Genomic DNA, 22,309 nt, shown 5'->3' with positions numbered 1-22,309 from the left:
GTCCTCAGCCCTCCATCGCCTCCAGCTCGTCGATCATACCCGAGATCATGCCAAGCCCCTTGTCCCAGAATTTTGGGTCGCTGGCATCCAGCCCGAAGGGCGCCAGAAGCTCTTTGTGATGTTTCGAGCCGCCGGCTTTCAGCATCTCGAAATACTTCTGCTGGAAGCCCGGATCGCCCTCTTCGTAGACCGCATAGAGCGCGTTCACCAACCCGTCGCCGAAGGCATAGGCATAGACATAGAAGGGCGAATGCACGAAATGCGGGATATAGGCCCAGAAATTCTCGAACCCCTCAATGCCGTATTCAAAGGCCGGGCCCAGGCTTTCGGTCGTGACCTCCATCCAGATTTCGCCGATCTGTTCGGGTGTCAGCTCGCCCGCCGCGCGGGCCGCGTGCAGCTTGCATTCGAAATCGTAAAACGCGATCTGCCGCACGACGGTGTTGATCATATCCTCGACCTTCTGCGCCAGCATCGCTTTGCGCTGGGCCTGTGTCTCGGTCGCGTCCAGAAGCTTGCGGAAGGTCAGCATCTCGCCAAAGACCGACGCGGTTTCGGCCAGCGTCAGCGGGGTCGATGCCAGAAGCTCGCCCTGACCCGCGGCCAGAACCTGGTGCACGCCATGGCCCAGCTCGTGCGCTAGGGTCATCACGTCGCGCGGCTTGCCCAGATAGTTCAGCATCACATAGGGGTGGACGTTGGTGACGGTCGGATGAGCGAAGGCGCCAGGCGCCTTGCCGGGTTTCACGCCCGCGTCGATCCAGCCCTTGTCGAAGAAGGGCTCGGCCAGCTTGGCCATTTCCGGGTCGAAATCGGCATAGGCCGACAGCACGGTGTCGCGCGCCTGGGCCCAGTCGACGACCGCATCATCGCTTTCGGGCAGGGGGGCGTTGCGGTCCCAGCTTTGCAGCTTGTCCAGCCCCAGCCATTTCGCTTTCAGCGCGTAATACCGGTGCGACAGCTTGGGATAGGCCGCCACCACCGCGTTGCGCAGCGCCTCGACCACGTCGGGTTCGACATGGTTCGACAGGTGCCGCCCGGTCTGCGGCGTGGGCATCTTGCGCCACTTGTCCTCGACCTGTTTTTCCTTGGCCAGCGTGTTGTGGACGCGGGCGAAGAGCTTGACGTTCTCGGTCAGGACACGGGCCAGCTCGCGCGCTGCCGCTTCGCGCTTGTCGCGGTCGGTGTCGGTCAGGAAGTTCAGTGTCGCCTCGATCCCCAGAACCTCGCCATCGATGGTGAATTCCAGGCCTGCCATGGTCTCGTCGAACAGCTTGTTCCAGGCGGCGGCGCCCACGACGGACTGATCGTGCAGGAACTGTTCCAGCTCGTCCGAAAGCTGATAGGGGCGCATGGCGCGCAGCCGGTCGAAGACGGGCTTGTAGCGCGCCAGATCGGCGTTCGCGGCGAAATGGTCGTCGATCCGGTCATCGGGGATACGGTTGATTTCCAGCGCATAGAAAACCAGCGGCGTGGTGAAGCCGGTGATCTTGTCCTGACAGTCGCTGAAGAACTTGGCCCGCCCGCCATCGGTGGTGTTCTGGTAATAGCGCAGGCCCGCGAAGGACATGACGCGGCCGGCGACATTCTCGATCTTCTCATAGCGTTTGACGCAATCCAGAAGGCCGGCGGCATCCAGATCCGCCAGCCGCCCCTGATAATCGTCGGCGAAATCGGCGCAGGCGCTTTCCAGCCAGTCCATGTCGCGTGCCAGTTCCGGCGCGTCTTCGGCCGGGTACAGGTCGCTCAGGTCCCAGTCGGGCAGATCGCCCAACGATCCTGCGCCGGTCGCGGCGGCATCGAAAACGGGGCGGGGGGCGGAAAAACGCATGAGCATCCTCTTTGTCTGTTTGACCTGACTTAAGCGTCCCGGGGGCGGGGCTTCAAGGTGTCAGTTGACGCCCCGCGCCGTGGATGATGATCTGTGACGCGACAAAGGGAAGGCAAGCGCATGAAATTCATACGTTTCGGCAAGGCCGGGCAGGAACGGCCCGGGGTTCTGGATGCGGCGGGCCATATCCGCGATCTGTCGGGGGTGGTGCCGGATCTGGCCGGTGCGGTGCTGGCCGATCTGCCGCGGGTCGATCCCGAAACCCTGCCGCGGGTCGATGGCACGCCGCGATTGGGTGTGCCGGTGGCGGGGGTGGGCAAGATCGTCTGTATCGGGCTGAACTATTCCGATCACGCGGCCGAGACCGGGATGCCGATCCCCGAAGAGCCCATCGTGTTCATGAAGGCCACATCCGCGCTGACCGGACCCAATGACCGGGTGCATCTGCCGCGCGGATCGGTGCGCGGGGATTGGGAGGTCGAACTGGGCGTGGTGATCGGCAAGCCCGGAAAATACCTGTCCGAGGCCGAGGCGCTGGACCATGTCGCGGGCTATACCATCGTGAACGACGTGTCCGAACGCGGGTTTCAGCTGGACCGGGGCGGGCAGTGGACCAAGGGCAAAAGCTGCGACAGTTTCGCGCCGGTGGGGCCGTGGCTGGTGACGCCGGACGAGATCGCCGATCCGCAGGATCTGGACCTGTCGCTGACGCTGAACGGCACGCTGATGCAGGCCGGCAATACCGGGCGCATGATCTTTGGCGTGGCGCATGTGATCAGCTATCTCAGCCAGATGATGTCGCTGCATCCCGGCGATATCATCGCCACCGGCACGCCGCCGGGCGTGGGTATGGGCCTGTCGCCGCCGCGCTATCTGACCGATGGCGACGTGATGGAATTGCGCGTGGCGGGCCTGGGCACCCAGCGCCAGCTTGTGGTGGCGGATTGATCAGGCGCTGACGGCTTGGTGCGGGATCGCCGGGGCGTCGCCGAACAGCGCGGCCACCGCGTCGAAGTAACGGGCGCGGATCGCCGGGGCCTCCATCATCACCTCGTGCCGGGCGGTGTCGATCAGATCCAGCGTGCCGCCGGGCCAACGCGCCATGCGACGGTGAATGGCGGCGGGCGACACGATGGTCTCGTCGGTGCCAAGCGCGGTCAGGCAGGGCAGCGCGGGCGATCGCAGACGCTCCAGCGCCTTCATTTCGCGCAGCGCCTCGTTCACCCAATGCAGGCTGGGCCCGCCCAGGGCCAGTTCGGGCCGCGCCGCCAGATGCCCGCGCATATAGGCGAACATCTCGGGGTCGGTGGTCAGTTCGTTGCCATCGAAGGGCGCTGTGGCGACATAGCTGTCCTGGCCCGTGGTCCCGGGCACATAGCGCGCGCCCATCCCCAGCACCCGCGCGGCACAGGTCAGCGCCCAGGCGGCGGGCCGGGTCGCGGGATGCATGCGTATGCCCCACATCGGCCCGCTGAAGCTGACCGCCCGCACCGGTAGCCCGTTCATCGCCGCGCGCAGCCCGATGCAGCCGCCCATCGAATGACCGATCAGGAACAGCGGCTGCGGCAGGGCCAAACCGGGCCGGGCGGCCATCACGGCGGCCACGTCCAGCTGGTAATCGGCAAAGGCGCCTACATGGCCCACCGCCGGGTCGGGCAACAGCCGGTCGGCCAGCCCCTGACCGCGCCAATCGATGGCCACGGTCGCAAAGCCGCGCTGGCGCAGATCGCGCGCCGCGCGGCCGTATTTCTCGATATATTCGGTGCGTCCGGGAAACAGCAGAACCGTGCCCCGGTCGCCCGTACCCCAGACGCCGATGCGGATCCGCACCCCGTCCTGTGCGCGCAGCCAGAAGGCGGCCCCGTCATCGGGGCCGTCGGCAAGGTCGCTGTAAAGCGGTGCGGTTTCCATCGGGGCTCAGCCCAGGGCGGCGCCCAGTTTCATCGCCAGCCCCATGTCGCCATCGACGCTGAGCTTACCGGTCATGAAGGCGGCGGTGGGGTTCAGCGAGCCGTCCAGCATGGATTTGAACGTCTCGGCATCGGCGGTCAGGGTGACATCGGCCTCGTCCTCGCCCGCGCGCACGCCGTCGCCGTCGATGATGATCCCGCCTTCGCCCTCGATCTGGAATTTCGCGGTGCCGCCGTCCAGCCCGCCATCCAGTTTCTCGCTCAGCGCGGCCACAGCGGCATCGATCACGTCACTCATGAGACATCCTCCAAAATGTGAAAGGCGGTGTATCGCTTTTTCCCGCCAATGGATTACACTTCTAGGTGTTATGAGCGCAGTGGCCAACATTCACAATCGTATCGTGGCGGCAATTTTCGCCATATGCTGTCTTTCCGGCGCCGTGCAGGCCGACGAGAAACGCGTCGACGACCTGTTCGACCTGCTGGCGCAGGACAATCTGCCGAACTGGCAGGTGATCGAGGACGAGATCTGGCTGGAATGGTCGAAATCGGGCTCGGCGGCGATGGACCTGTTGCTGGAACGCGGACGCGCGGCGATGGAATCGGGCGATTTCCCGCGCGCGGTCGAACACCTGACCGCGCTGACCGATCACGCGCCCGATTTCGCCGAAGGGTTCAACGCCCGCGCCACCGCCTATTACCGGATGGGATTCTATGGCCCCTCGCTGGCCGATATCCGCACCGTCCTGACGCTGAACCCGCGCCATTTCGGCGCGCTTTCGGGGCTGGGCACGATCCTGGAAGAGATCGGCGAGGAGGACCGCGCGCTGGGCGCGTATCAGGCGGCCGCGGCTGTACATCCCCACAAACCGGAATTACAAGATGCGGTGAAGCGGCTCGAACGGGCCGTGTCTGGCGATCAGATCTGACACCAAGCGGAAAGTTCACCGACATGCGCGCGCAGGCCCGGGTCACGGCCGTTCTGGGCCCGACCAATACCGGCAAGACCCATTACGCAATCGAACGCATGCTGGCCCACCGCACCGGGGTGATCGGCCTGCCGCTGCGGCTGCTCGCGCGCGAGGTCTATGACCGCATCGTCGCGCAGCGCGGCCCGTCGGTGGTGGCGCTGGTCACGGGCGAGGAACGGATCGTGCCCGACCGGGTGCAATACTGGGTCTGCACGGTCGAGGCGATGCCGACCGAGATCGGCGCCGATTTCCTGGCCGTGGATGAAATCCAGCTATGCGCCGATCCCGAACGCGGCCATGTGTTCACCGACCGCCTGTTGCAGGCGCGCGGGCTGCACGAAACCCTGTTTCTGGGTGCCGACACCATGCGCAGCGCAATTGCCGAGCTGGTGCCCGGCGCGCAGTTCCTGCGGCGCGAGCGATTCTCGGACCTGACTTATGCCGGGTCGAAAAAGATCAGCCGCATGCCCCCCCGCAGCGCGATTGTCGGGTTCTCGGTCGAAAACGTCTATGCCATGGCCGAGCTGATCCGCCGCCAGAAGGGCGGCTGTGCGGTGGTGATGGGGGCGCTGTCGCCGCGCACGCGCAACGCCCAGGTCGACATGTACCAGAACGGCGATGTCGAATACCTGGTGGCCACGGACGCCATCGGCATGGGGCTGAACCTGGATATCCGGCATGTCGCGTTTTCTGGGCTGCGGAAATTCGACGGGCGGCGGATGCGGCAGCTGGCCCCGAACGAGCTGGCCCAGATCGCGGGCCGCGCCGGGCGCCACACCCAGCCCGGCAGTTTCGGCGTAACGGGCGAAGCGCCCAAGCTGGACGAGGGCGTGGTCGACGCCATCGTCAATCACCGCTTCACCCCGATCAAGAAGCTGCAATGGCGCAACGCCGCGCTGGAATTCGCCAGCGCCGATCATCTGATCCGGTCTTTGCAGGAGCTGACCGGCGATCCGTGGCTCTCCCGCGCGCGAGAGGCTGACGATCTGCTGGCGCTGAAGGCGCTGGCCGACCTGCCGGAAATCCGCGACCGGCTGAACGCGCCCGCCGATGTGCGCCTGCTTTGGGATGTGTGCCGGATCCCCGATTTCCGCGGCATCAGCCATGCCGAACACAGCGCGCTTCTGGGGCGGATCTTCGAGTTTTTGCAATCCGATGGCCGGGTGCCCGACGACTGGCTGGCGCGTCAGGTGCGGCGGATTGATCGAACCGATGGCGAAATCGACACATTGTCGAAACGATTGGCGTTTATCCGCACATGGACCTATGTCGCGCAACGCAAAGGCTGGGTTGCGGACGAATCCCATTGGCGTGGGGCGACCCGCGCGGTAGAAGATCGCTTATCGGATGCGCTGCACGCGGCGCTGACCAAACGATTTGTAGACCGGCGCACCAGTGTCCTGTTGCGCCGGTTGAAGCAGAAGGAGGGCCTGGTGGCCGACGTGAACGACAAAGGTGAAGTGATGGTCGAGGGCGAATTCGTCGGTCGGCTTGAAGGGTTTCGTTTCCGCCAGGACAACAGCGCCACACCCGAAGAGGCGAAGACGCTGCGCCAGGCCAGCCTGGCTGCGCTGGCGCCGGAATTCCACCTGCGCGCCGACCGGTTCTATAACGCGCCGGATACCGAGATCGACTTTACCGAACAGGGCGGGTTGATGTGGGGCGACATGGCCGTGGGCAAGCTGGTGGCCGGGGGCGATATCCTGAAGCCGCAGGTCGAGGCCTTTGTCGACGAAGAGGCCGGCGCCGACGTGGCCGACAAGGTGGCCCGCCGGTTGCAGCATTTCATCGACCGCAAGATCGCCGCGCTGTTCGAGCCGCTGCTGGCGCTGCAAAAGGACGAGACCCTGACCGGGCTGGCCCGTGGCTTCGGCTTCCGGATGATCGAGGCGCTGGGCGTGCTGCCCCGCGATCAGGTCACGCAAGAGGTCAAGGATCTGGACCAGGACGCGCGCGGGCTGCTGCGCAAGCACGGTATCCGCTTCGGTCAGTTCACGATCTTCATGCCGCTGCTGCTGAAACCCGCGCCGACGCGGCTGCGGCTGGTGCTGTGGTCGCTGGCCAACGGGCTGGACGAATTCCCCGAAAGCCCGCCGCCGGGTCTGGTGACGATCCCCGCGACCAAGGACGGCCCCCAGGACTACCACCGCCTGTCGGGCTATCGCGCCGCCGGCACCCGCGCGATCCGCATCGACATGCTGGAACGGCTGGCCGACCTGCTGCGCGGCAAGGACAGCCGCGCCGGGTTCGAGGCGACCGCCGACATGCTGTCGATCACCGGCATGACGCTGGAACAGTTTGCCGACCTGATGCAGGGGCTGGGCTATAACGCCGAAAAGGGCGAGCGCGAAAAGGTCCGCCAGCCCGCGCCTGCGCCCGCGGCCGAGGCACCCGCCACGGACACACCCCCGGCAGAGGCCGCTGAAACGGTCGCCGCCGGTCCCGAAGCGGCCGTGGCAGATACCGCGGCCGAAGCTCCGGCTGCGGAACCGGACACCGCCGAGGCCACAGATGCCGAAGCCCCCGCCGAAACCGGCCCCGAGGTCGAGGTCTTCTATACCTTTACCTGGGCGCCCAAGCGGCGCGGCGGTGGCCGTCCGCAACAGGACCGGCCGCAGGGCAACAAGGGGCGTGGCAAGCCCAAGGGCAAGCGCCCGCAGGGCCAGCAGGGCGGGGGGCGGTCCAAGTCCTTCGAGGCGCGCCCGCCGAAAAAGGACAAGCCGATCGACCCCGACAATCCCTTTGCGGCGGCGCTGATGGGGCTGAAAGACAAAAGCTGACATGACCCAGCAGACGCGCCCGCAGATCCGGCTGGACAAATGGCTGTGGCAGGCGCGTTTCTGCAAATCGCGCGCGGTGGCGGCGCGGCTGGTCGCGGGCGGGCATGTCCGGGTGAATGCCGACAAGGTGCGCAAGACCGCCCACCGGGTCGGCCCCGGCGACACGCTGACCTTTCCGCAGGGCGGCGGGATTCGCGTGATCCGCATCCTGGCGCCCGGCACCCGCCGTGGCCCCGCGACCGAGGCGCAAACGCTGTACGAGGATCTGGCGCCCGCGCAGGACAGCGTTCCGGCTGGCGGCTGATCCGTGGTCGGGGGCTGGCCTGTGGACCACGCGCTGCGTCAGATTACCCTTTTCGCCATCGCCATGCTTGAATGATCCAGACGGCTGGTCTAGCAAGCCAGAAGTCCGAAGAAGAGAGATCTGCAAATGACTTATGTCGTTCTCGATAACTGCATCGCCTGCAAATACACCGATTGTGTCGAGGTCTGCCCCGTCGATTGTTTCTACGAGGGCGAGAACATGCTGGTCATTCACCCGGACGAATGCATCGATTGCGGCGTCTGCGAACCCGAATGCCCCGCCGATGCGATCCGGCCCGATACCGAACCGGACATGGAAAAATGGGTCGAATTCAACCGCAAGTATTCCGAGCTGTGGCCGGTGATCGTGTCCAAGAAGGATCCGCTCCCCGAGGCCGAGGACCGCGATGGCGAGACCGGCAAGCTGGACAAGTACTTCTCGGAAGCGCCGGGCGAGGGCGGCTGAGCGATTCGGTGCCCCGAACGGGCTGAACCGACCGGTTCGATCCCGCAGAAACGGCAAATTTTCCCTGATAATTAAGGGAGAACGCACCGTTCCGTGGCGCGGTGCTTTAAAATGGTGCCGTTTTTTGCTATGTTATGGTGATAAACAAATGTGAAACTGACGGTCACGCGCATGGTTGAACGCCTGCGGTGTGGCTTTTTAGCGCCAGATTTCCGTGTGGGGCCGAGAGTGCTACTCCGATCGACAGGATATCTGTGCCGCTAGCGTGCCTCTAGAGGAAGCGACTGCATGAGCAAGACGAAGAAAACCGAATTCCGTCCGAACGACTATGTTGTGTACCCGGCCCATGGTGTGGGGCAGATCGTCTCGATCGAAGAACAGGAAATCGCCGGCATCGCGCTGGAACTGTTCGTGATCTCGTTCGAGAAGGACAAGATGACCTTGCGCGTGCCGACGAACAAGGCCGAAGAGGTTGGAATGCGGTCCCTGTCCTCGCCCGATATCGTCGACAAGGCGATGACCACGCTGAAGGGCAAGGCGAAGGTCAAGCGCGCGATGTGGTCGCGCCGGGCCCAGGAATACGAACAGAAGATCAATTCCGGCGACCTGATCTCGATCGCCGAAGTGGTGCGCGACCTGCACCGCACGGATGATCAGCGCGAGCAGAGCTATTCCGAACGTCAGCTGTACGAAGCGGCGCTGGAACGCCTGACGCGCGAAGTGGCCGCCGTCAGCGGCCTGGACGAGGTCAAGGCGCAGCAGCATGTCGATGACGTGCTGGTTTCGCGCGCGGCCTGATCCAACCTGAAAACCTGAAACGCAAAGCCGCGGCCCACCTGGGCCGCGGTTTTCATTCGTTTGCGGCCTTGGGGATCGGCAGGTCGGGGGCGGTCGCCTCGGGCGCGGGCGGCTCGGCCTCGGTCTTGGCATCCTGCGAGGCCAGCGCGGTTTCCAGTTCCTTGTTCATCGCCCGGGCCCGTTCCATATAGGGCTCGTTCTGGTCCAGCGGAATGTCGGGGTCCCACAGCTCGGCCAGTTCGCGCAGGGATTTCCGGTCGTGCTTGTAAAAGGCGACCTCCATCTCGTTGGCCTCGAAATCCGACAGGCCCACATTCTCCAGCACATAGCGCGCCGCCCGCAACGAGCTGTCGAACATCTCGCGCACGATATCGTCCGCCCCGGCGCGGTACAGCTCATAGACATGGATCCGGTCGCGCGCCCGCGCCACGATATGCAGGTCGGGCCGTTCCAGCCGGGCAAAGCGCACCAGCCGGGTATTGGCATCCTTGTCGTCCAGCGTGGCCACCAGCACCTTGGCCTCTTTCAACCCGGCGGCATGCAACAGCTCGGGGCGGGTGGGGTCGCCGTAGAAGCTCTTGATCCCGAAGGTCCGCATCAGCTGCACGGTTTTCAGGTCGTGATCCAGCACCGTTGCGCGATAGCCCGACATTTGCAGCATCCGGTTCGTGACCTGCCCGAAGCGCCCGATCCCGGCGATGATGATCGAATGCTGCTCGTCGATCTCATCGGCATCGGGGGTGTCGCCGCTGGCCTGGCTTTCCTTCAGCCGTTTCGACATGATCTCGTAGAAGATGAACGCCAGCGGCGTCAGCAGCATCGACAGCGCCACGATCAGCAACAGTCGCTGTCCCAGCCCGGCATCGAAGACGTGGGTCTGCAAGGCAAAGCTGATCAGCACGAAACCGAACTCCCCGGCCTGCGCCAGCCCCAGCGTGAACAGCCAGCGGTCGCGCCCCCGCAGCCGGAACGCGAATGTCAGCGCCAGCAGCACCAGCCCCTTGATCAGCATCAGCGCCAGGGTCAGGCCGATGATCGGCATCGGGTTGGCAAACAGCAGCGCGAAATTCATGCTGGCGCCGACCGTCATGAAAAACAGGCCCAGCAACAGGCCCTTGAACGGCTCGATACTGGCCTCCAGCTCATGCCGGAATTCGGAATTGGCCAGCACCACACCGGCCAGGAATGTCCCCAGCGCGGGCGACACGCCGACCATGATCATCAGGATCGCGATCCCCACCACGATCAACAGGGCAACGGCGGTGAACATCTCGCGCAGGCGCGAGGCGTGGATGAACCGAAAGAGCGGCCGGAACAGGTAATGACCGCCCACGATGATCGCCGCGACAGCGCCCAGCGTGATCAGCGTGACCGCCCAGCCCGGCAGCCCCTGCACCAGCGACAGCGCGTCATGTTCGGCCCCCTCGGCCAGGGTGGCGGGGCGCTGCACGGACCCGTCCGGACCCAGTGACGGGCTGGCCCCCACCGCCAGAAGCGGCAGCAGCGCCAGCATCGGGATCACCGCGATATCCTGTGTCAGCAGCACCGAAAAGCTGGACCGCCCGCCGGGGGTGCGCATCAGGTTCTTTTCGCTCAGCGTTTGCAACACGATCGCGGTCGACGAAAGCGCCAGCACCAGCCCCACGGCCAGCGCGGTCGGCGTTTGCAGCCCCAGCTGCATCGCCCCGAACATCACCAGCCCGGTGGTGGCGACGATCTGCATGCCCCCCAGCCCCAGCAGCCGGTTGCGCATGTTCCAAAGCGCCCGCGGGTCCAGCTCCAGCCCGATCAGGAACAGCATCATCACCACGCCGAATTCGGCGAAATGCTGCAGGTCGGCCATCTCTTCGCCGCCGCCCACCAGGTTCAAAACCGGTCCGATGGCGATGCCCGCCAGCAGATAGCCCAGCACCGACCCAAGCCCCAGGCGCGCCGCTAACGGCACCGCGATCACCGCCGCGGTCAGATAGATGGTCGCCTGTAACAAGAATTCCGCCATGCGGGTCGCCCTCTGGTCTTGTCAGAGCGGTTCCAGCCGCCCTCCCTGATCTTCAATCTAGTGCATCGCGGGGGGCGCTGAACAGTTGCCCACCGGCGCCGGGCGCAAGTTTTTCGCGGGAATTTGCGAAAAACCGGCGGTGCTGCGGTGGTTTGCGCAAAACCTGTTCAGGCGCGGGGTTGTCAGCCCTTGGGCATGCTCAGCACGATGCTGCGGCCGCCCTTGATATAGTGCAGCTCGCGCTCGTCGATCGCCGCCACCTTGCCGCCATCCAGCCGGTCGCCGATCTTCAGCTTGACGTATCGGCCCGATGGCAGCCGCACTAGCGCGCGGCGGTCGCTGGTCGAGCCATAGACCCCGATCAGGTTCAGCCGGTTCAGCCGGATCGCGTTCGCCTCGGTCGCTTGGTTGGCCACGGATTTGACCGTGGGATTGCGCGGCGTCAGCGCGGCGGCGGCGGGCACGGGTTTGGCCAGCGGGACCTCGGGCTGGACCTGTTTCAGGGCGCGCTGCACCGCCTGAGAGAAGTTGCGCGGCCGTGCCACGGGCATGGGCGAGGCCGCCAGCGCCAGGCGCGAGACCGGGGCGGCGGGGTCTTCCTGGACGGTTTCGGTCGTGGGCGCGTCGGGCGCCACCAGCGCCAGCGCCGCCGGGGTTGCGGCGGGGCGGCTTTGGGGGCGGAACTGTTGCAGCGCGGCCCAGTTGATGCCGCCGATATTCCCGTTCCGGGTCGCATCCTCGGGCGCGGTGTCGGGCTGCGGCGCGGCCTCGGTTACCGGTGCGGTTTCGGGGGCATCGTCCGGCGCGGCATCGGCGGGGGCGGTCCCGGCGGGGCGCGCAACCGGACGGAACCGCGCCAGTTGCGGGTTGGGCTGTTCCACCGGCGCGGCATCCTGCGGCGCTTCGGGCGCGGTGGCCGGTGCGGCGGTTTGCGGGCGCGGCGCGACCACCCCCGGCGGGCGCCCGGCATAGACCAGCACGCCGCGATAGGACAGCGCGCCCTCGGCCGTGGGTTCCACCGGATCGGGCAGGGGCGGGACAAAGGCACGCTCTGTGTCGGGGCGCTGCGGCGGGGCGGCCAGATCGCCGGTGATGCGGCCGCTGTCCAGCGCCGAAAGCTCGACCTGCGGGAAATCCTCGGCCCCCGGCTGGGCGGGTTCTGCGGTGTCCAGAGCGTCATTGGCGGGCGGCGCGGCCGGTTCGGCGGCGGGCGCGGGCGTCTCTGACTGCTCGACAGGGGCTTGCGGTTCCGGCGCCGGTGTCTCGGCCACCGGGTCGGGCGCGCGGATCTCGGCCGGGCGCGGGGCTTGCGGCGCGGCGCCTGCCGGATCGCCGGGCAGGACCGGTGTCTCGGGGCCCTGCGGCGACAGGGCGGTGGTCTGGATCTGGGTGATGTCGCCATCGGGCGCCTCGACCGTGTCGCCGCCCAGGCCCAGCACCGCCCACAGCGCCGCCGCCGCGATCATCAGCAGGACGATCATCGCCAGAACCCAGCCCAGCACGCCACCCTTGCCCCCGGTCGTGACCGGTGTCGCGGATCCGCCAAAGACCGACGGTTCGGCGATGGCGGCGGGGGCGGGCGGCACATGGGGCGCGCGCGGGGCGCCGGTTTCTGGTGCGGCCGGGGACACCAGCAGCGGCTGCGGCGGGGTCATCTCGCGCCCGGTTTCCAGCGCCTGAAGCCGTTCGGATTTGCTGGCCAGAACATCCAGCATCCCCGGCGCGCTGGCGCCGCCCGGATCGGTGGGCAGCGGCAGGTGGGCCAGTTCGGCGGGAATGTCGACGGGATCGGCCGCGACGGTTTCGTCGGTGTCTTCGGGATCGGACAGTGCGGCGCGCAAGGCGGCCTCGGCCTCGGGGTCGGACACGATCGGGTCGTCCTGCACCGCCAGGGCCAGCGCCGAAGTCTCGGTCGGGGCGGGGGGTGTCGGCGGGACAGGCGGGGCGGCAAGGACGGGCGCGACAACCGGGGCCGGATCCGGCGCATCTGCCGGTTCTGGTGCGGCCGCCAGATCGGGCGGGGGCGCCAGATCGGGGGTGTGCGCCGGCTCGGGCGTGTCCACCTCTGCGGGCGCCGCTTCATCCTGCGGTTCCGGGTCGACCAGATCCGTGGCGGCCAGCGCCAGCGCCGGTGCCACCACGGGCGCGTCCGGTTCCGGCATCGTCTTGGGCAGGGTGCTGCGGCCATGGATCGCCACCGCCTCGGTGTCGGGCTCCAATGTCTCGGCGCTGTCGATCAGGGTTTCGGCCAGCGCGGTCGGACCAAAGAACGGCTCGCCCGGGAACTGGCCCTCTTGCGGGCGGGCCACGAAACTGACCGGGTTGAACCGGTGTTCGGCGGCAAAGCCCTCGGCCTCGCCCAACGTCTCGCGCGCGACCACCGCCAGGCGAATCCCGTCCGCCCCGTCGGTCCAGTCATAGACCAGATCGCTGACATCATAGGGCGTCAGCCCCTCCAGCCCCTTGCGGATGTGGTCGTCGACCGGAACGCCCGCGGGCGCGGGGGGCAGGGTGGTGTACAGGATCTGACTGTCGGGAATGATCAGCTTGCTGCGCACCCCGCCGGCTTCCAGCGCGCTGGCGGTTTCCCGCAGCATATGCAGGGTCTGGGACAGGTCGGCATCGTCCAGCGATGCTTCGCCCACGAGGTTCCACCCCCGTTTGGCGCGATGCAGCAGTCCGATACCATCGAGAGACAGATTCAGGGCAAAACGCGGTTTCATGACCTACTTCTTAACGGGCCGGACGGGCCGGCGCAGGTGCCTGACAAGTTTTGCCGCAATTATAGCAGGATTTCGCCGGGCAAGAGAACACCTGCCAAGGATTTCCCTTTCTGTCACGTCAAAGTTTAAGGTCCGGTTGAAACGAACACAGGAAGGATTCCGATGCGACCCCTTATTCTGGCGCTTGCGCTGCTGCTGAGCTCGGCCCTGGCGGGGCTGGCCGAAACGACACCGCCGCGCACCATCACGGTGACCGGCCAGGGACAGGTTCAGGCCGCGCCCGACATGGCGACGATCACGCTGGGCGTCGTGCATCAGGCCCGCACCGCCCAGGCGGCGATGGCGGCGACCTCGGACGCGACGGCGGCGATGCTGAACACCCTGGCCGAGGCGGGCGTTGCCAGCCGCGACATGCAGACCAGCGATCTGGCGCTGGATCCGCAATGGGACCACAACCGCGCCCAGACCGGACAGCCGCCCGCCGTGGTGGGTTTTGTGGCCCGCAACACGGTCAGCGTTCGGGTGCGCGATCTGGACAGCCTGGGCAGCGTGCTGGACGCGGTGCTTCAGGCCGGCGCCAACAGCTTTCGCGGCCTGCAATTCGGCCTGCAGGACCCCGATCCGCTGACGGACGAGGCCCGGCGCAATGCGGTCGCGAATGCCCGCCACAAGGCCGCGCTTTACGCCGAAGCCGCGGGCGTCACGCTGGGGCCGCTGCAACAGATCCGCGAAAACGGCGGCGCGGTACAGCCCGTCCAGCTCGAGGTGATGGAAATGGCCCGCGCCTCGGTCCCCGTGGCCCAGGGAGAGGTCGGTCTGAACGCCCAGGTCACGCTGGTCTATGCCATCGCCGACTGACGCGATGGGGCGCCCCCGACAAGGGCGCCCCGCAATCCCTCAGGCCGTGGCCTTGGCCAGCGCCTGATCCAGATCGGCGATCAGGTCATCGGCGTCCTCGATCCCGATCGACACCCGCACCACATTCGGCGCGGCGCCCGCGGCCTTCTGCTGCTCGGGCGTCAGCTGCCGGTGCGTGGTCGAGGCCGAATGGATCACCAGCGACCGCGCATCGCCCAGGTTCGCGACATGGCTGAACAGCTCCACCGCGTCGACGAAGCGCACGCAGGCCTCGTACCCGCCCTTCAGCGCAAAGGTGAACAGCCCGCCCGCGCCCTTGGGACACACGCTGGCGATCCGGTCGTGATAGGGCGACGAGGGCAGCCCGGCATAGGTCACGAAATCCACGCGCGGGTCGTTCTCCAGCCAGCTTGCCACCTTGACCGCGTTTTCCACATGGCGCTGCATCCGCAAGGACAGCGTTTCGATCCCCATCAGCGTATAATGCGCGCCCTGCGGGTTCATCGTCATGCCCAGATCGCGCAGCCCCACCGCAATGCTGTGAAAGGTAAAGGCCAGCGGGCCGAAAGTCTCGGCAAAGGTCATCCCGTGATAGGCGGGCTCGGGCGCGCTCAGCGACGGGAACTTGTCGCTGGCCCGCCAGTCGAAACGCCCCGAATCCACCACCGCACCGCCCGTGACCGTGCCATTGCCGGTCAGGTATTTGGTCGTGGAATGCACCACCAGAGTCGCGCCCAGCTCGATCGGGCGGCACAGGTAGGGCGTGGCCGATGTGTTGTCGGCAATCAGGGGCACGCCCGCCGCGTCGGCAACCGCAGCCACCGCCGGAATGTCGGTGATATAGCCGCCCGGATTGGCGATGGATTCGCAGAAAACCGCGCGCGTATCGTCGTCGATGGCCGCCTTGACCGCGTCCAGATCGTCGAAATCGACAAATTTCGCCGACCAGCCGAAGCGTTTGATCGTCTGGCTGAACTGGGTGATCGTCCCGCCATAAAGCCGGCTCGAGGCGACGACGTTCCGCCCCGGACCCATCAGCGGAAACAGCGCCATGATCTGCGCCGCATGGCCCGACGAACAGCACACCGCGCCAACCCCGCCCTCCAGCGTCGCAATGCGCTCCTGCAAGACCGCCACCGTGGGGTTGGTCAGCCGGGAATAGATGAAGCCGACCTCCTGCAGATTGAACAATGCGGCCGCATGATCGGCATCGCGAAAGACGAAAGCGGTTGATTGGTAAATCGGCGTCTGCCGCGCACCGGTGGTTGGATCGGGCCGCGCGCCCGCATGCACCTGCAACGTGTCGAAACCATAGCCTGGGCCATCGCTCATGGCACCCTCCCTTTGAAATAACTGGCCAGAGCCTAGGGCAAAGCCCACGCCCCCACAACGCCCCTTCATCTTGGCGAAAATACCTCGCGGGGGTCCGGGGGCGCGCAGCCCCCGGCGCCTAGCGCATCCAGAACCCTTCGGATTTGATGCGGTTGCGGATCGCCTGCTCGCGGCGGGGCAAGGCATCGCGATCAAACAGCGCGCGCACCTTCTGGCCGCGTTTTTGATAGATCATCCGCTTGAAGGGGTCGTATTGCTTCAGCACCTTCTTGATCCGGTTGGGCGCGGTGACGGTTTCCAGAACCTCGATCACCCGGTCGGATTCGCGCGCATACATCAGCGGCAGGATGCGCCAGTGACAGCTGACATCGCCATCCAGCCCCGACAGCTCCGGCCCGGGCCGTCCACCACCAAAGGCGCTGATCACCAGCGGCAGCGCGATCTGGTCGAGCCAGGGGAAAAGCTCCTGACAGACCAGCGCCTCGGGCGGGTCGTCGCGGATCGCGGTGGCGTATTCGGTGAACCGGGCGCCAAAGGCCACGGGGCAGGGGCCAAAAAACCAGCCCGCGTTGAAATAAAGGTAGCGCTGCCAATATTCGTCGGGCTGCGACAGATCCAGGCTGGGGTCAAACGCCAGCCCGAACTTGTCGTAGAGCGACCGCCAGATTTCCGCGTAGCCGGGACCATAGAGCTCGATCTGCGGCCAGGTCCCCTCGCGCCGCATCGACGCGCTGGGGCGGTTGAAATCGAACGGGATTTCACTCAGCGGCCCGGTGATCAGCGTGTCGCTGTCGAAAAAGACGAATGGCGCGCCTTCGGGCAGGGCGGCCAGCGCCTCGATCTTGTTGCCTTGCGGGTAATCCGCGCCGAAATGGCGGTTCTCGAACGGGACGATCTCGGCCCCCAGATCGCCCAGCAGCGCCCGGATGTCGGGGTTGTCCATGCGCGGATCTTTCGGCCATTTCGGCCCCGGCTGCGGCTCGGCCACCAGCAGACGGCCTGCGAATCCCGGATCGGATTGCCTGAGCGAGGCCGCGAACAGCGCGGCTTCGTATTGCAGCCGGCCGGCCTGGCCGATGATGACGATATTGAAACTCTGCCCCGCGCCGGTGGCCATGCGCTGCTGCCCGTTGGTTGATTTTCGCCGCACTATAGCCCGCCGCGCGGCGCGGCGACAGATGCTTGCAAGATGCCTGCGGAAAGGGGGGGGGGGAGTTGGTGGGCGACCCTGGAATCGAACCAGGCGTGCGTCTCCGCGAGGGAGTTACAGTCCCCTGCCACACCTTGCGGCCTGTCGCCCAACGTAGCGCGGTGTCTATCGGTCGTGTGGGGGGGCGTCAACAGGAAAATCCCTTGCGCCCGGACGGTCTTGCGCGCATGGTCCGCGCCGAACTGGCGCAAGGGGTCCGACCGATGAAAAAACCCACATGGATCGTCGAGAAAGAGCGCGCGAAACGCGCGGCGGCGGTTGAAACCGTGTGGCTTTTCGGGCTGCACGCGGTGCGCGATGCGCTGATGAATCCCGCGCGCGAAAAGCTGCGGCTGGTGGTGACGAAAAACGCCGCCGACAAGCTGGCGGGGGCAATCGCCGACTCGGGCATCGAGCCCGAGGTCGCCGATCCGCGCCGCTTCCCGGTTCCGCTCGATCCCGGATCGGTGCACCAGGGCGCGGCATTGGAGGTCAAGCCGCTGAACTGGGGCGGGCTGCGCGAGCGGTGCGCGGCAGAGCCCGGCGCCCCGGCGCCGGTCGTGGTGCTGCTGGACCGGGTCAGCGATCCGCATAACGTGGGCGCGATTCTGCGCTCGGCCGAGGTGTTCGGCGCCCGCGCGGTCATCGCCCCGCGCCGTCATTCGGCGCCCGAAACCGGGGCGCTGGCCAAGACCGCATCGGGCGCGCTGGAACGCCAGCCCTATCTGCGGGTGGGCAATCTGGGCGACGCGATGCTGGAGCTGCGCAAGATGGGCTATGTCCTGCTGGGGCTGGACGGCGAAGCGGAGATCGATCTGGCCACCGCGCTGGCCGAGGCGGGCGATCAGCCGCTGGGCCTGGTGCTGGGGGCCGAGGGGCCGGGCCTGCGCGAGCGCACGCGCGAGACCTGTGACCGGCTGGTGAAGATCCCCTTTGCCAGCGATTTCGGATCGCTCAACGTGTCGAACGCGGCGGCGGTATCGCTTTATGCGGCGGGGCGCGCGGGGCAGGGCGGCTGATGGGCGGGCCGGTCACCAAGATCGCCACCTGCTGCTATTGCGGGACCCGGGCCGCGCTGGTGCTGCGCGGCAAGGACCGGCATGAGCTGGCCTGTGCCAGCTGCGGCGCGCCGCTGCACAGGCTGAAGATGCTCAAGCTGGCCGAGCCGCGCCCCGACCCGGTGCCCGCGCGCCCCATCCGGCCCGCACGCCCCGACCGCCCGGTGCGCCGCCCCCGGAAACGGCGCGGGCTGCGCCATGTGATGCACGAGATTGCCGAGTTTTTCGACGATCTGGAGGACCTGTTCGACTGAACGCTTTCACGGGCGATCACGCCTGCGCGACACGGGATGTTCAGACCGCCTGCGAAGACGCATCTTCTGCGGACCTGCATGCAGAAAGGAACGTCCATGCTGAACCGTCGCACCCTGATTGCCGCCGTCGCCGCCACCCCGATCGTCCTGGCGCTGAGCCTGCCCGCCCGCGCGGCGGAGCCGGAGATCTTTGCCACCGATGGCGTTGCCATCAACGGCTATGACCCCGTCGCCTATTTCACCCAATCCGCCCCGGTCGAGGGCAGCGCCGATCACACGGTCGACTGGAACGGCGCCACCTGGCGGTTTTCCAGCGCCGAGAACAAATCCGCGTTCGAGGCTGACCCGACCGCCTATGCCCCACAATATGGCGGCTATTGCGCCTATGCCGTGTCGCTGGGCGGCACCGCCACCACATCGCCCGACGCCTGGCGGGTGGTCGACGGCAAGCTGTACCTGAACCTGAACAAGACCGTGCAGGGCATCTGGTCCGAGGATGTTCCGGGCAATATTTCCAAGGCCGACGCCAACTGGCCCACCGTTCTGGGCGAATGAGCGGCGGAAATCCGATCACAGGTATTTTACCATCACTGGAAATGCCGGGTCGGGCTTCCTATCTGTTTAACAGGAAGGCGGCACCGGAACTGCCGCGCTTCCATTCACTGTCCCTCGTTCCGTGACTTGCGCCCGGACCTCTTGGCCCGGGCGCTTTTTTGTGGCTAGGTCCGGGACATGACAGATCATTCCGATGACATGCTGCGCAAACTGTTGCGGTCGACCAAGGTGATCGCCGTGGTGGGCGTATCGACCAACCCGGTGCGGCCCAGCTATTACGTGGCGCGCTATCTGGGGCTAAAGGGGTATCGCGTGATCCGGGTCAACCCCGGCCATGCGGGCCAGACCCTGTTGGGGGAAACGGTCTATCCCGATCTGGCCGCGATCCCGAAGGACGCGCGGGTCGACATGGTGGACATCTTTCGCCGGTCCGAACACGTGCCCCCGATCGTCGAACAGGCGCTGGCCGAGCTGCCAGAGCTGAAAACCATCTGGATGCAGATTGGCGTGGAACATCCCCAGGCCGCCAGCCTGGCCGAAGGGCGGGGCATCACCGTGATCCAGAACCGTTGCCCGAAAATCGAATATCAGCGGCTTTTCGGCGAGTTGCGCATGGGCGGTTTCGCCACCGGCGTGATCTCGTCGAGATTGTCGTAAGCTTGTTGAAACGGCCGAAATTGGGTATCCTGCGACATATTGCAAGACCTGATTTCTTATGGATGTTTCGGAAACAAAGCCCTTTGTGATCCGCGAAGGCCTGACCGCGGCCCAGCGGGACGCTGCCGCCGCGTTGTTCTGGCAGGCCTTTCGCCGCAAGCTGCACCTGCCGATGTGGCCGCGGCACCGGGCGCTTGTCTTCCTGAAAATGCAGATCTCGCCGGAACATGCCATCGTCGCGCTGGACCGGACGGGGCAGGTGATCGGCCTGGCGGGGTACAAGACCCGGCAAGGCGCGTTCGTGTCGGGCGGGTTGCACGATTTGCACAAGGTCTATGGCCGGTTCGGCGGGGTCTGGCGGGGGGCGCTTCTGTCGGTTTTCGAGCGCGAGCTGGAACCGGGCGTGATGATGATGGACGGGATCTGCGTTGATGCGTCCTGGCGGGGTCACGGGATCGGCAGCGCCCTGCTGGACGCGGTCAAGATCCGCGCGCGGGGTCTGAATTGTCTGCGTATCCAGCTGAACGTGGTCGACACCAACCCAAAGGCGCGGGCGCTTTACCTGCGGCAGGGGTTCCAGGTCGCGCGGGTCGAGGATATCTGGCCGCTGCACTGGATCTATGGGTTTCGCCGGTCCGACGTGATGTATTGCGAACTATGAGCCGCGCGCCTGTTTCTCGGCGATGCCGCTGGTCCCCTCGCGGCGTTCCAGCTCGGCCAGCACATCGTCCAGCGTCACGTCGCGCGCCGCCAGCATGACCAGCAGGTGATAGAGCACATCGGCGGCCTCGGATGTCAGGCGGTCGCGGTCGCCCTTGACGGCCTCGATGATCGCCTCGATGGCCTCTTCCCCGAATTTCTCGGCGCATTTCTCGGGGCCCTTGGCCAGCAGCTTGGCCGTCCACGAGCTTTCGGGATCGGCCCCCTTGCGGGCCGCGATGGTGGCGGCCAGGCGGTCCAGCGCTGTCATGGGGCGAACTCCTTTGCGGTCGGGTCGTATTTGCGCGTCCATTCGGCCAACAGCGCGTCGGCCTGGTCGCGTGTATCCGGGCGGTGATCTTCGGTCGCGGTGGCAAGCTCGTTCACCGCCTGCTGCAATTCATCCGCGATCAACTGGTCGGTAAGCGCGGGTGGCTGCATCAGAATGCCGGCCTCGCTCAGCGCCTTTTTCTGTTCGATCAGGTTCAGGATGGCGGCGTGCACATCCTCCGGCAGGTCGCATTCTGCCATAAGCCGGGCCATATCCATCGGCGGCGTTGCAGCATCGGGACGAAGCCGCAGCCAACGCAGGGCAAGGATCGGGCGGATCGTATAGAAATACCGTTTGAGCCGCAGGCTGCCATCGGGGTTGGTCTGTCGTTCCATCTGGCGCTCGGCCAGGCGCCGATAATGCCACATCACCGGGACGCGGCGCAGGCTCTGCCGGGCGAAGGCCGTCATCGCATCACGAAAGCCGGGTGCTTCGATATAGGTGATCGGCGATTGCAGCCATTCCAGCGCCACCGCGTTCGACCCCAGGATCAGCGCCAGCGTCTTGCGCAGGTCCCAGCCCGACAGATCCAGTTCGTCCGAGATCGGGCGTTCGATCACATCGCGCCCCGGTACCACACTCAGATGCCAGTCGATGGGCCGGGTATAGATGAAACGCACGTCGTAATCGCTGTCGGGGGAATGAAATCCCCAGGCGCGGCTGCCCGATTCAATCGCAAACAGGATCGTCGCGTTTTCTTCGCGGGCGATGGCGGTCAACTGGTCGCGGATCGTGCGGCGATAGGTATCGCTGACGGGGGGGGTCACAGCCTTACGGGAATGCCCGCCTCCGCCATATGCGCCTTGGCCTCGCCGATCGTGTATTCGCCGAAATGAAAGATCGAGGCCGCCAGCACCGCGCTGGCGCCGCCCTTGGTCACGCCTTCGACCAGGTGATCGAGGTTGCCGACGCCACCGCTGGCGATCACCGGCACGTCGACCGCATCGGAAATGGCGCGGGTCAGCGGCAGGTTGAACCCCGCGCGGGTGCCGTCGCGGTCCATGCTGGTCAACAGGATCTCGCCCGCGCCTTTTTCGACCACCAGCCTGGCGAATTCGACCGCGTCGATCCCGGTGGGTTTGCGCCCGCCATGGGTAAAGATCTCCCACTTGCCGGGGGAGACGGTCTTGGCGTCGATGGCCACCACGATGCATTGGCTGCCGAACTGATCGGCGGCCGCGCGCACCACATCGGGATTGGCCACGGCGGCGGAATTGAAGCTGACCTTGTCGGCGCCCGCCAGCAGGAGGGCGCGCACGTCTTCGACCGTGCGCACGCCGCCGCCGACGGTGAGCGGCATGAAGCACTGCTCGGCCGTGCGCCGGACCAGATCGAACATGGTGCCGCGGTTTTCATGGGTGGCGTGGATATCGAGGAAACACAGCTCGTCCGCGCCCGCGGCGTCATAGGCCTTGGCCGCCTCGACCGGGTCGCCGGCATCCACCAGATCGACGAAATTCACGCCCTTGACCACACGGCCATCGGCCACGTCCAGACACGGGATGATGCGGGTTTTCAACATGGGCGCCAGTTATCCTGTCCGGCGGGCCATGCGCAAGTGGCAAGCGACTGTCCGGGGGCGGGCCCCCGGACAA

The 22,309-nt window shown here is 66.3% G+C and carries 22 protein-coding genes and 1 tRNA gene; 12 read left to right on the top strand and 11 right to left on the bottom strand.

Going from position 1 to position 22,309, the window contains the following annotated elements; all coding sequences use genetic code 11:
• Positions 1-4: 4 nt before the first annotated feature.
• A complete protein-coding gene (locus CLM60_RS15480) occupies positions 5-1,831 on the bottom strand; it encodes a M3 family oligoendopeptidase (RefSeq protein ID WP_095590019.1) in 1,827 nt (608 codons plus the stop codon).
• Between the two features lie 120 nt (positions 1,832-1,951).
• Between CLM60_RS15480 and CLM60_RS15475 the strand changes: the two genes are divergently transcribed.
• On the top strand, positions 1,952-2,779 hold the full coding sequence (locus CLM60_RS15475; RefSeq protein WP_095590018.1) for a fumarylacetoacetate hydrolase family protein: 828 nt from the start codon (positions 1,952-1,954) through the stop codon (positions 2,777-2,779).
• On the opposite strand, the gene CLM60_RS15470 is transcribed toward CLM60_RS15475, so the two are convergent.
• Both CLM60_RS15470 and CLM60_RS15465 read right to left on the bottom strand, forming a co-directional pair.
• The gene (locus CLM60_RS15470) at positions 2,780-3,742 is read right to left on the bottom strand and encodes an alpha/beta fold hydrolase (RefSeq protein ID WP_095590017.1); all 963 of its coding nucleotides are present in this window, start codon (positions 3,740-3,742) and stop codon (positions 2,780-2,782) included.
• A 6-nt stretch (positions 3,743-3,748) separates the two neighbouring features.
• Positions 3,749-4,039 carry an SCP2 sterol-binding domain-containing protein gene (locus tag CLM60_RS15465; RefSeq protein ID WP_095590016.1) on the bottom strand — a complete coding sequence of 97 codons (291 nt, stop codon included), beginning with the start codon at positions 4,037-4,039 and terminating at the stop codon, positions 3,749-3,751.
• Positions 4,040-4,109: 70 nt separating this feature from the next.
• Here CLM60_RS15465 and CLM60_RS15460 point away from each other — a divergent pair, with 70 nt between their 5' ends.
• The 5 genes from CLM60_RS15460 (at position 4,110) to CLM60_RS15440 (ending at position 9,059) form a co-directional block, all read left to right on the top strand.
• The gene (locus tag CLM60_RS15460; RefSeq protein ID WP_095590015.1) at positions 4,110-4,670 is read left to right on the top strand and encodes a tetratricopeptide repeat protein; all 561 of its coding nucleotides are present in this window, start codon (positions 4,110-4,112) and stop codon (positions 4,668-4,670) included.
• Positions 4,671-4,693: 23 nt separating this feature from the next.
• Positions 4,694-7,492 (top strand): helicase-related protein, encoded by a 2,799-nt coding sequence (locus tag CLM60_RS15455; RefSeq protein ID WP_095590014.1) that lies wholly within the window; start codon positions 4,694-4,696, stop codon positions 7,490-7,492.
• Position 7,493: 1 nt separating this feature from the next.
• Complete coding sequence (locus tag CLM60_RS15450) at positions 7,494-7,796, top strand: S4 domain-containing protein (protein ID WP_095590013.1); 303 nt, start codon at positions 7,494-7,496, stop codon at positions 7,794-7,796.
• A gap of 126 nt (positions 7,797-7,922) precedes the next feature.
• Positions 7,923-8,261, top strand: coding sequence for a ferredoxin FdxA (gene fdxA / locus CLM60_RS15445; protein ID WP_095590012.1), 339 nt, complete (start codon positions 7,923-7,925; stop codon positions 8,259-8,261).
• A 288-nt stretch (positions 8,262-8,549) separates the two neighbouring features.
• Entirely contained in the window at positions 8,550-9,059 is a 510-nt protein-coding gene (locus CLM60_RS15440; protein ID WP_036558414.1) for a CarD family transcriptional regulator, read from the top strand.
• A gap of 52 nt (positions 9,060-9,111) precedes the next feature.
• On the opposite strand, the gene CLM60_RS15435 is transcribed toward CLM60_RS15440, so the two are convergent.
• Together CLM60_RS15435 and CLM60_RS15430 are read right to left on the bottom strand one after the other, a co-directional pair.
• Positions 9,112-11,058 carry a monovalent cation:proton antiporter-2 (CPA2) family protein gene (locus tag CLM60_RS15435; protein ID WP_095590011.1) on the bottom strand — a complete coding sequence of 649 codons (1,947 nt, stop codon included), beginning with the start codon at positions 11,056-11,058 and terminating at the stop codon, positions 9,112-9,114.
• Positions 11,059-11,240: 182 nt separating this feature from the next.
• Entirely contained in the window at positions 11,241-13,781 is a 2,541-nt protein-coding gene (locus tag CLM60_RS15430; protein WP_095590010.1) for a hypothetical protein, read from the bottom strand.
• 162 nt (positions 13,782-13,943) lie between these two features.
• On the opposite strand from CLM60_RS15430, the gene CLM60_RS15425 reads away from it, so the two are divergent.
• Positions 13,944-14,639 carry an SIMPL domain-containing protein gene (locus CLM60_RS15425; protein ID WP_095590009.1) on the top strand — a complete coding sequence of 232 codons (696 nt, stop codon included), beginning with the start codon at positions 13,944-13,946 and terminating at the stop codon, positions 14,637-14,639.
• Between the two features lie 39 nt (positions 14,640-14,678).
• On the opposite strand, the gene CLM60_RS15420 is transcribed toward CLM60_RS15425, so the two are convergent.
• The 3 genes from CLM60_RS15420 to CLM60_RS20980 all read right to left on the bottom strand — a co-directional run bounded on the left by CLM60_RS15420 (position 14,679) and on the right by CLM60_RS20980 (position 17,271).
• Positions 14,679-15,971, bottom strand: a complete 1,293-nt coding sequence (locus CLM60_RS15420; RefSeq protein WP_095590008.1) for an O-acetylhomoserine aminocarboxypropyltransferase/cysteine synthase family protein — start codon at positions 15,969-15,971, stop codon at positions 14,679-14,681.
• A gap of 118 nt (positions 15,972-16,089) precedes the next feature.
• Positions 16,090-17,088, bottom strand: coding sequence for a hypothetical protein (locus tag CLM60_RS15415; RefSeq protein ID WP_095590007.1), 999 nt, complete (start codon positions 17,086-17,088; stop codon positions 16,090-16,092).
• Positions 17,089-17,187: 99 nt separating this feature from the next.
• Positions 17,188-17,271, bottom strand: a tRNA-Tyr gene (locus CLM60_RS20980).
• Between the two features lie 113 nt (positions 17,272-17,384).
• Between CLM60_RS20980 and rlmB the strand changes: the two genes are divergently transcribed.
• The 5 genes from rlmB to CLM60_RS15390 all read left to right on the top strand — a co-directional run bounded on the left by rlmB (position 17,385) and on the right by CLM60_RS15390 (position 20,345).
• On the top strand, positions 17,385-18,179 hold the full coding sequence (gene rlmB / locus CLM60_RS15410) for a 23S rRNA (guanosine(2251)-2'-O)-methyltransferase RlmB (RefSeq protein WP_095590728.1): 795 nt from the start codon (positions 17,385-17,387) through the stop codon (positions 18,177-18,179).
• A complete protein-coding gene (locus CLM60_RS15405) occupies positions 18,179-18,472 on the top strand; it encodes a hypothetical protein (RefSeq protein ID WP_095590006.1) in 294 nt (97 codons plus the stop codon). The genes rlmB and CLM60_RS15405 overlap by 1 nt, the downstream gene beginning before the upstream one ends.
• A 96-nt stretch (positions 18,473-18,568) precedes the next feature.
• Positions 18,569-19,027 (top strand): YHS domain-containing (seleno)protein, encoded by a 459-nt coding sequence (locus tag CLM60_RS15400; protein ID WP_095590005.1) that lies wholly within the window; start codon positions 18,569-18,571, stop codon positions 19,025-19,027.
• A 177-nt stretch (positions 19,028-19,204) separates the two neighbouring features.
• Positions 19,205-19,684, top strand: coding sequence for a CoA-binding protein (locus CLM60_RS15395; protein ID WP_095590004.1), 480 nt, complete (start codon positions 19,205-19,207; stop codon positions 19,682-19,684).
• 58 nt (positions 19,685-19,742) lie between these two features.
• Positions 19,743-20,345 carry a GNAT family N-acetyltransferase gene (locus CLM60_RS15390; RefSeq protein WP_095590003.1) on the top strand — a complete coding sequence of 201 codons (603 nt, stop codon included), beginning with the start codon at positions 19,743-19,745 and terminating at the stop codon, positions 20,343-20,345.
• Here the strand turns inward: CLM60_RS15390 and CLM60_RS15385 are convergent.
• Genes CLM60_RS15385 through hisF form a run of 3 tightly spaced genes read right to left on the bottom strand, consistent with a single transcriptional unit; the run spans position 20,340 to position 22,236 of the window.
• The gene (locus tag CLM60_RS15385; RefSeq protein ID WP_095590002.1) at positions 20,340-20,654 is read right to left on the bottom strand and encodes a phosphoribosyl-ATP diphosphatase; all 315 of its coding nucleotides are present in this window, start codon (positions 20,652-20,654) and stop codon (positions 20,340-20,342) included. The two genes, CLM60_RS15390 and CLM60_RS15385, sit on opposite strands and share 6 nt — an antisense overlap.
• Positions 20,651-21,481, bottom strand: coding sequence for a nucleotidyltransferase domain-containing protein (locus CLM60_RS15380; protein ID WP_176473895.1), 831 nt, complete (start codon positions 21,479-21,481; stop codon positions 20,651-20,653). The genes CLM60_RS15385 and CLM60_RS15380 overlap by 4 nt, the downstream gene beginning before the upstream one ends.
• On the bottom strand, positions 21,478-22,236 hold the full coding sequence (gene hisF / locus CLM60_RS15375) for an imidazole glycerol phosphate synthase subunit HisF (protein ID WP_095590000.1): 759 nt from the start codon (positions 22,234-22,236) through the stop codon (positions 21,478-21,480). The genes CLM60_RS15380 and hisF overlap by 4 nt, the downstream gene beginning before the upstream one ends.
• Between the last annotated feature and the right edge of the window lie 73 nt (positions 22,237-22,309).

The organism is Actibacterium ureilyticum (assembly GCF_002285435.1).
GTDB lineage: Bacteria > Pseudomonadota > Alphaproteobacteria > Rhodobacterales > Rhodobacteraceae > Actibacterium_C > Actibacterium_C ureilyticum.
The sequence above is the reverse complement of the archived record's forward strand: the minus strand, read 5'-3'. Positions and strand labels throughout refer to the sequence as shown.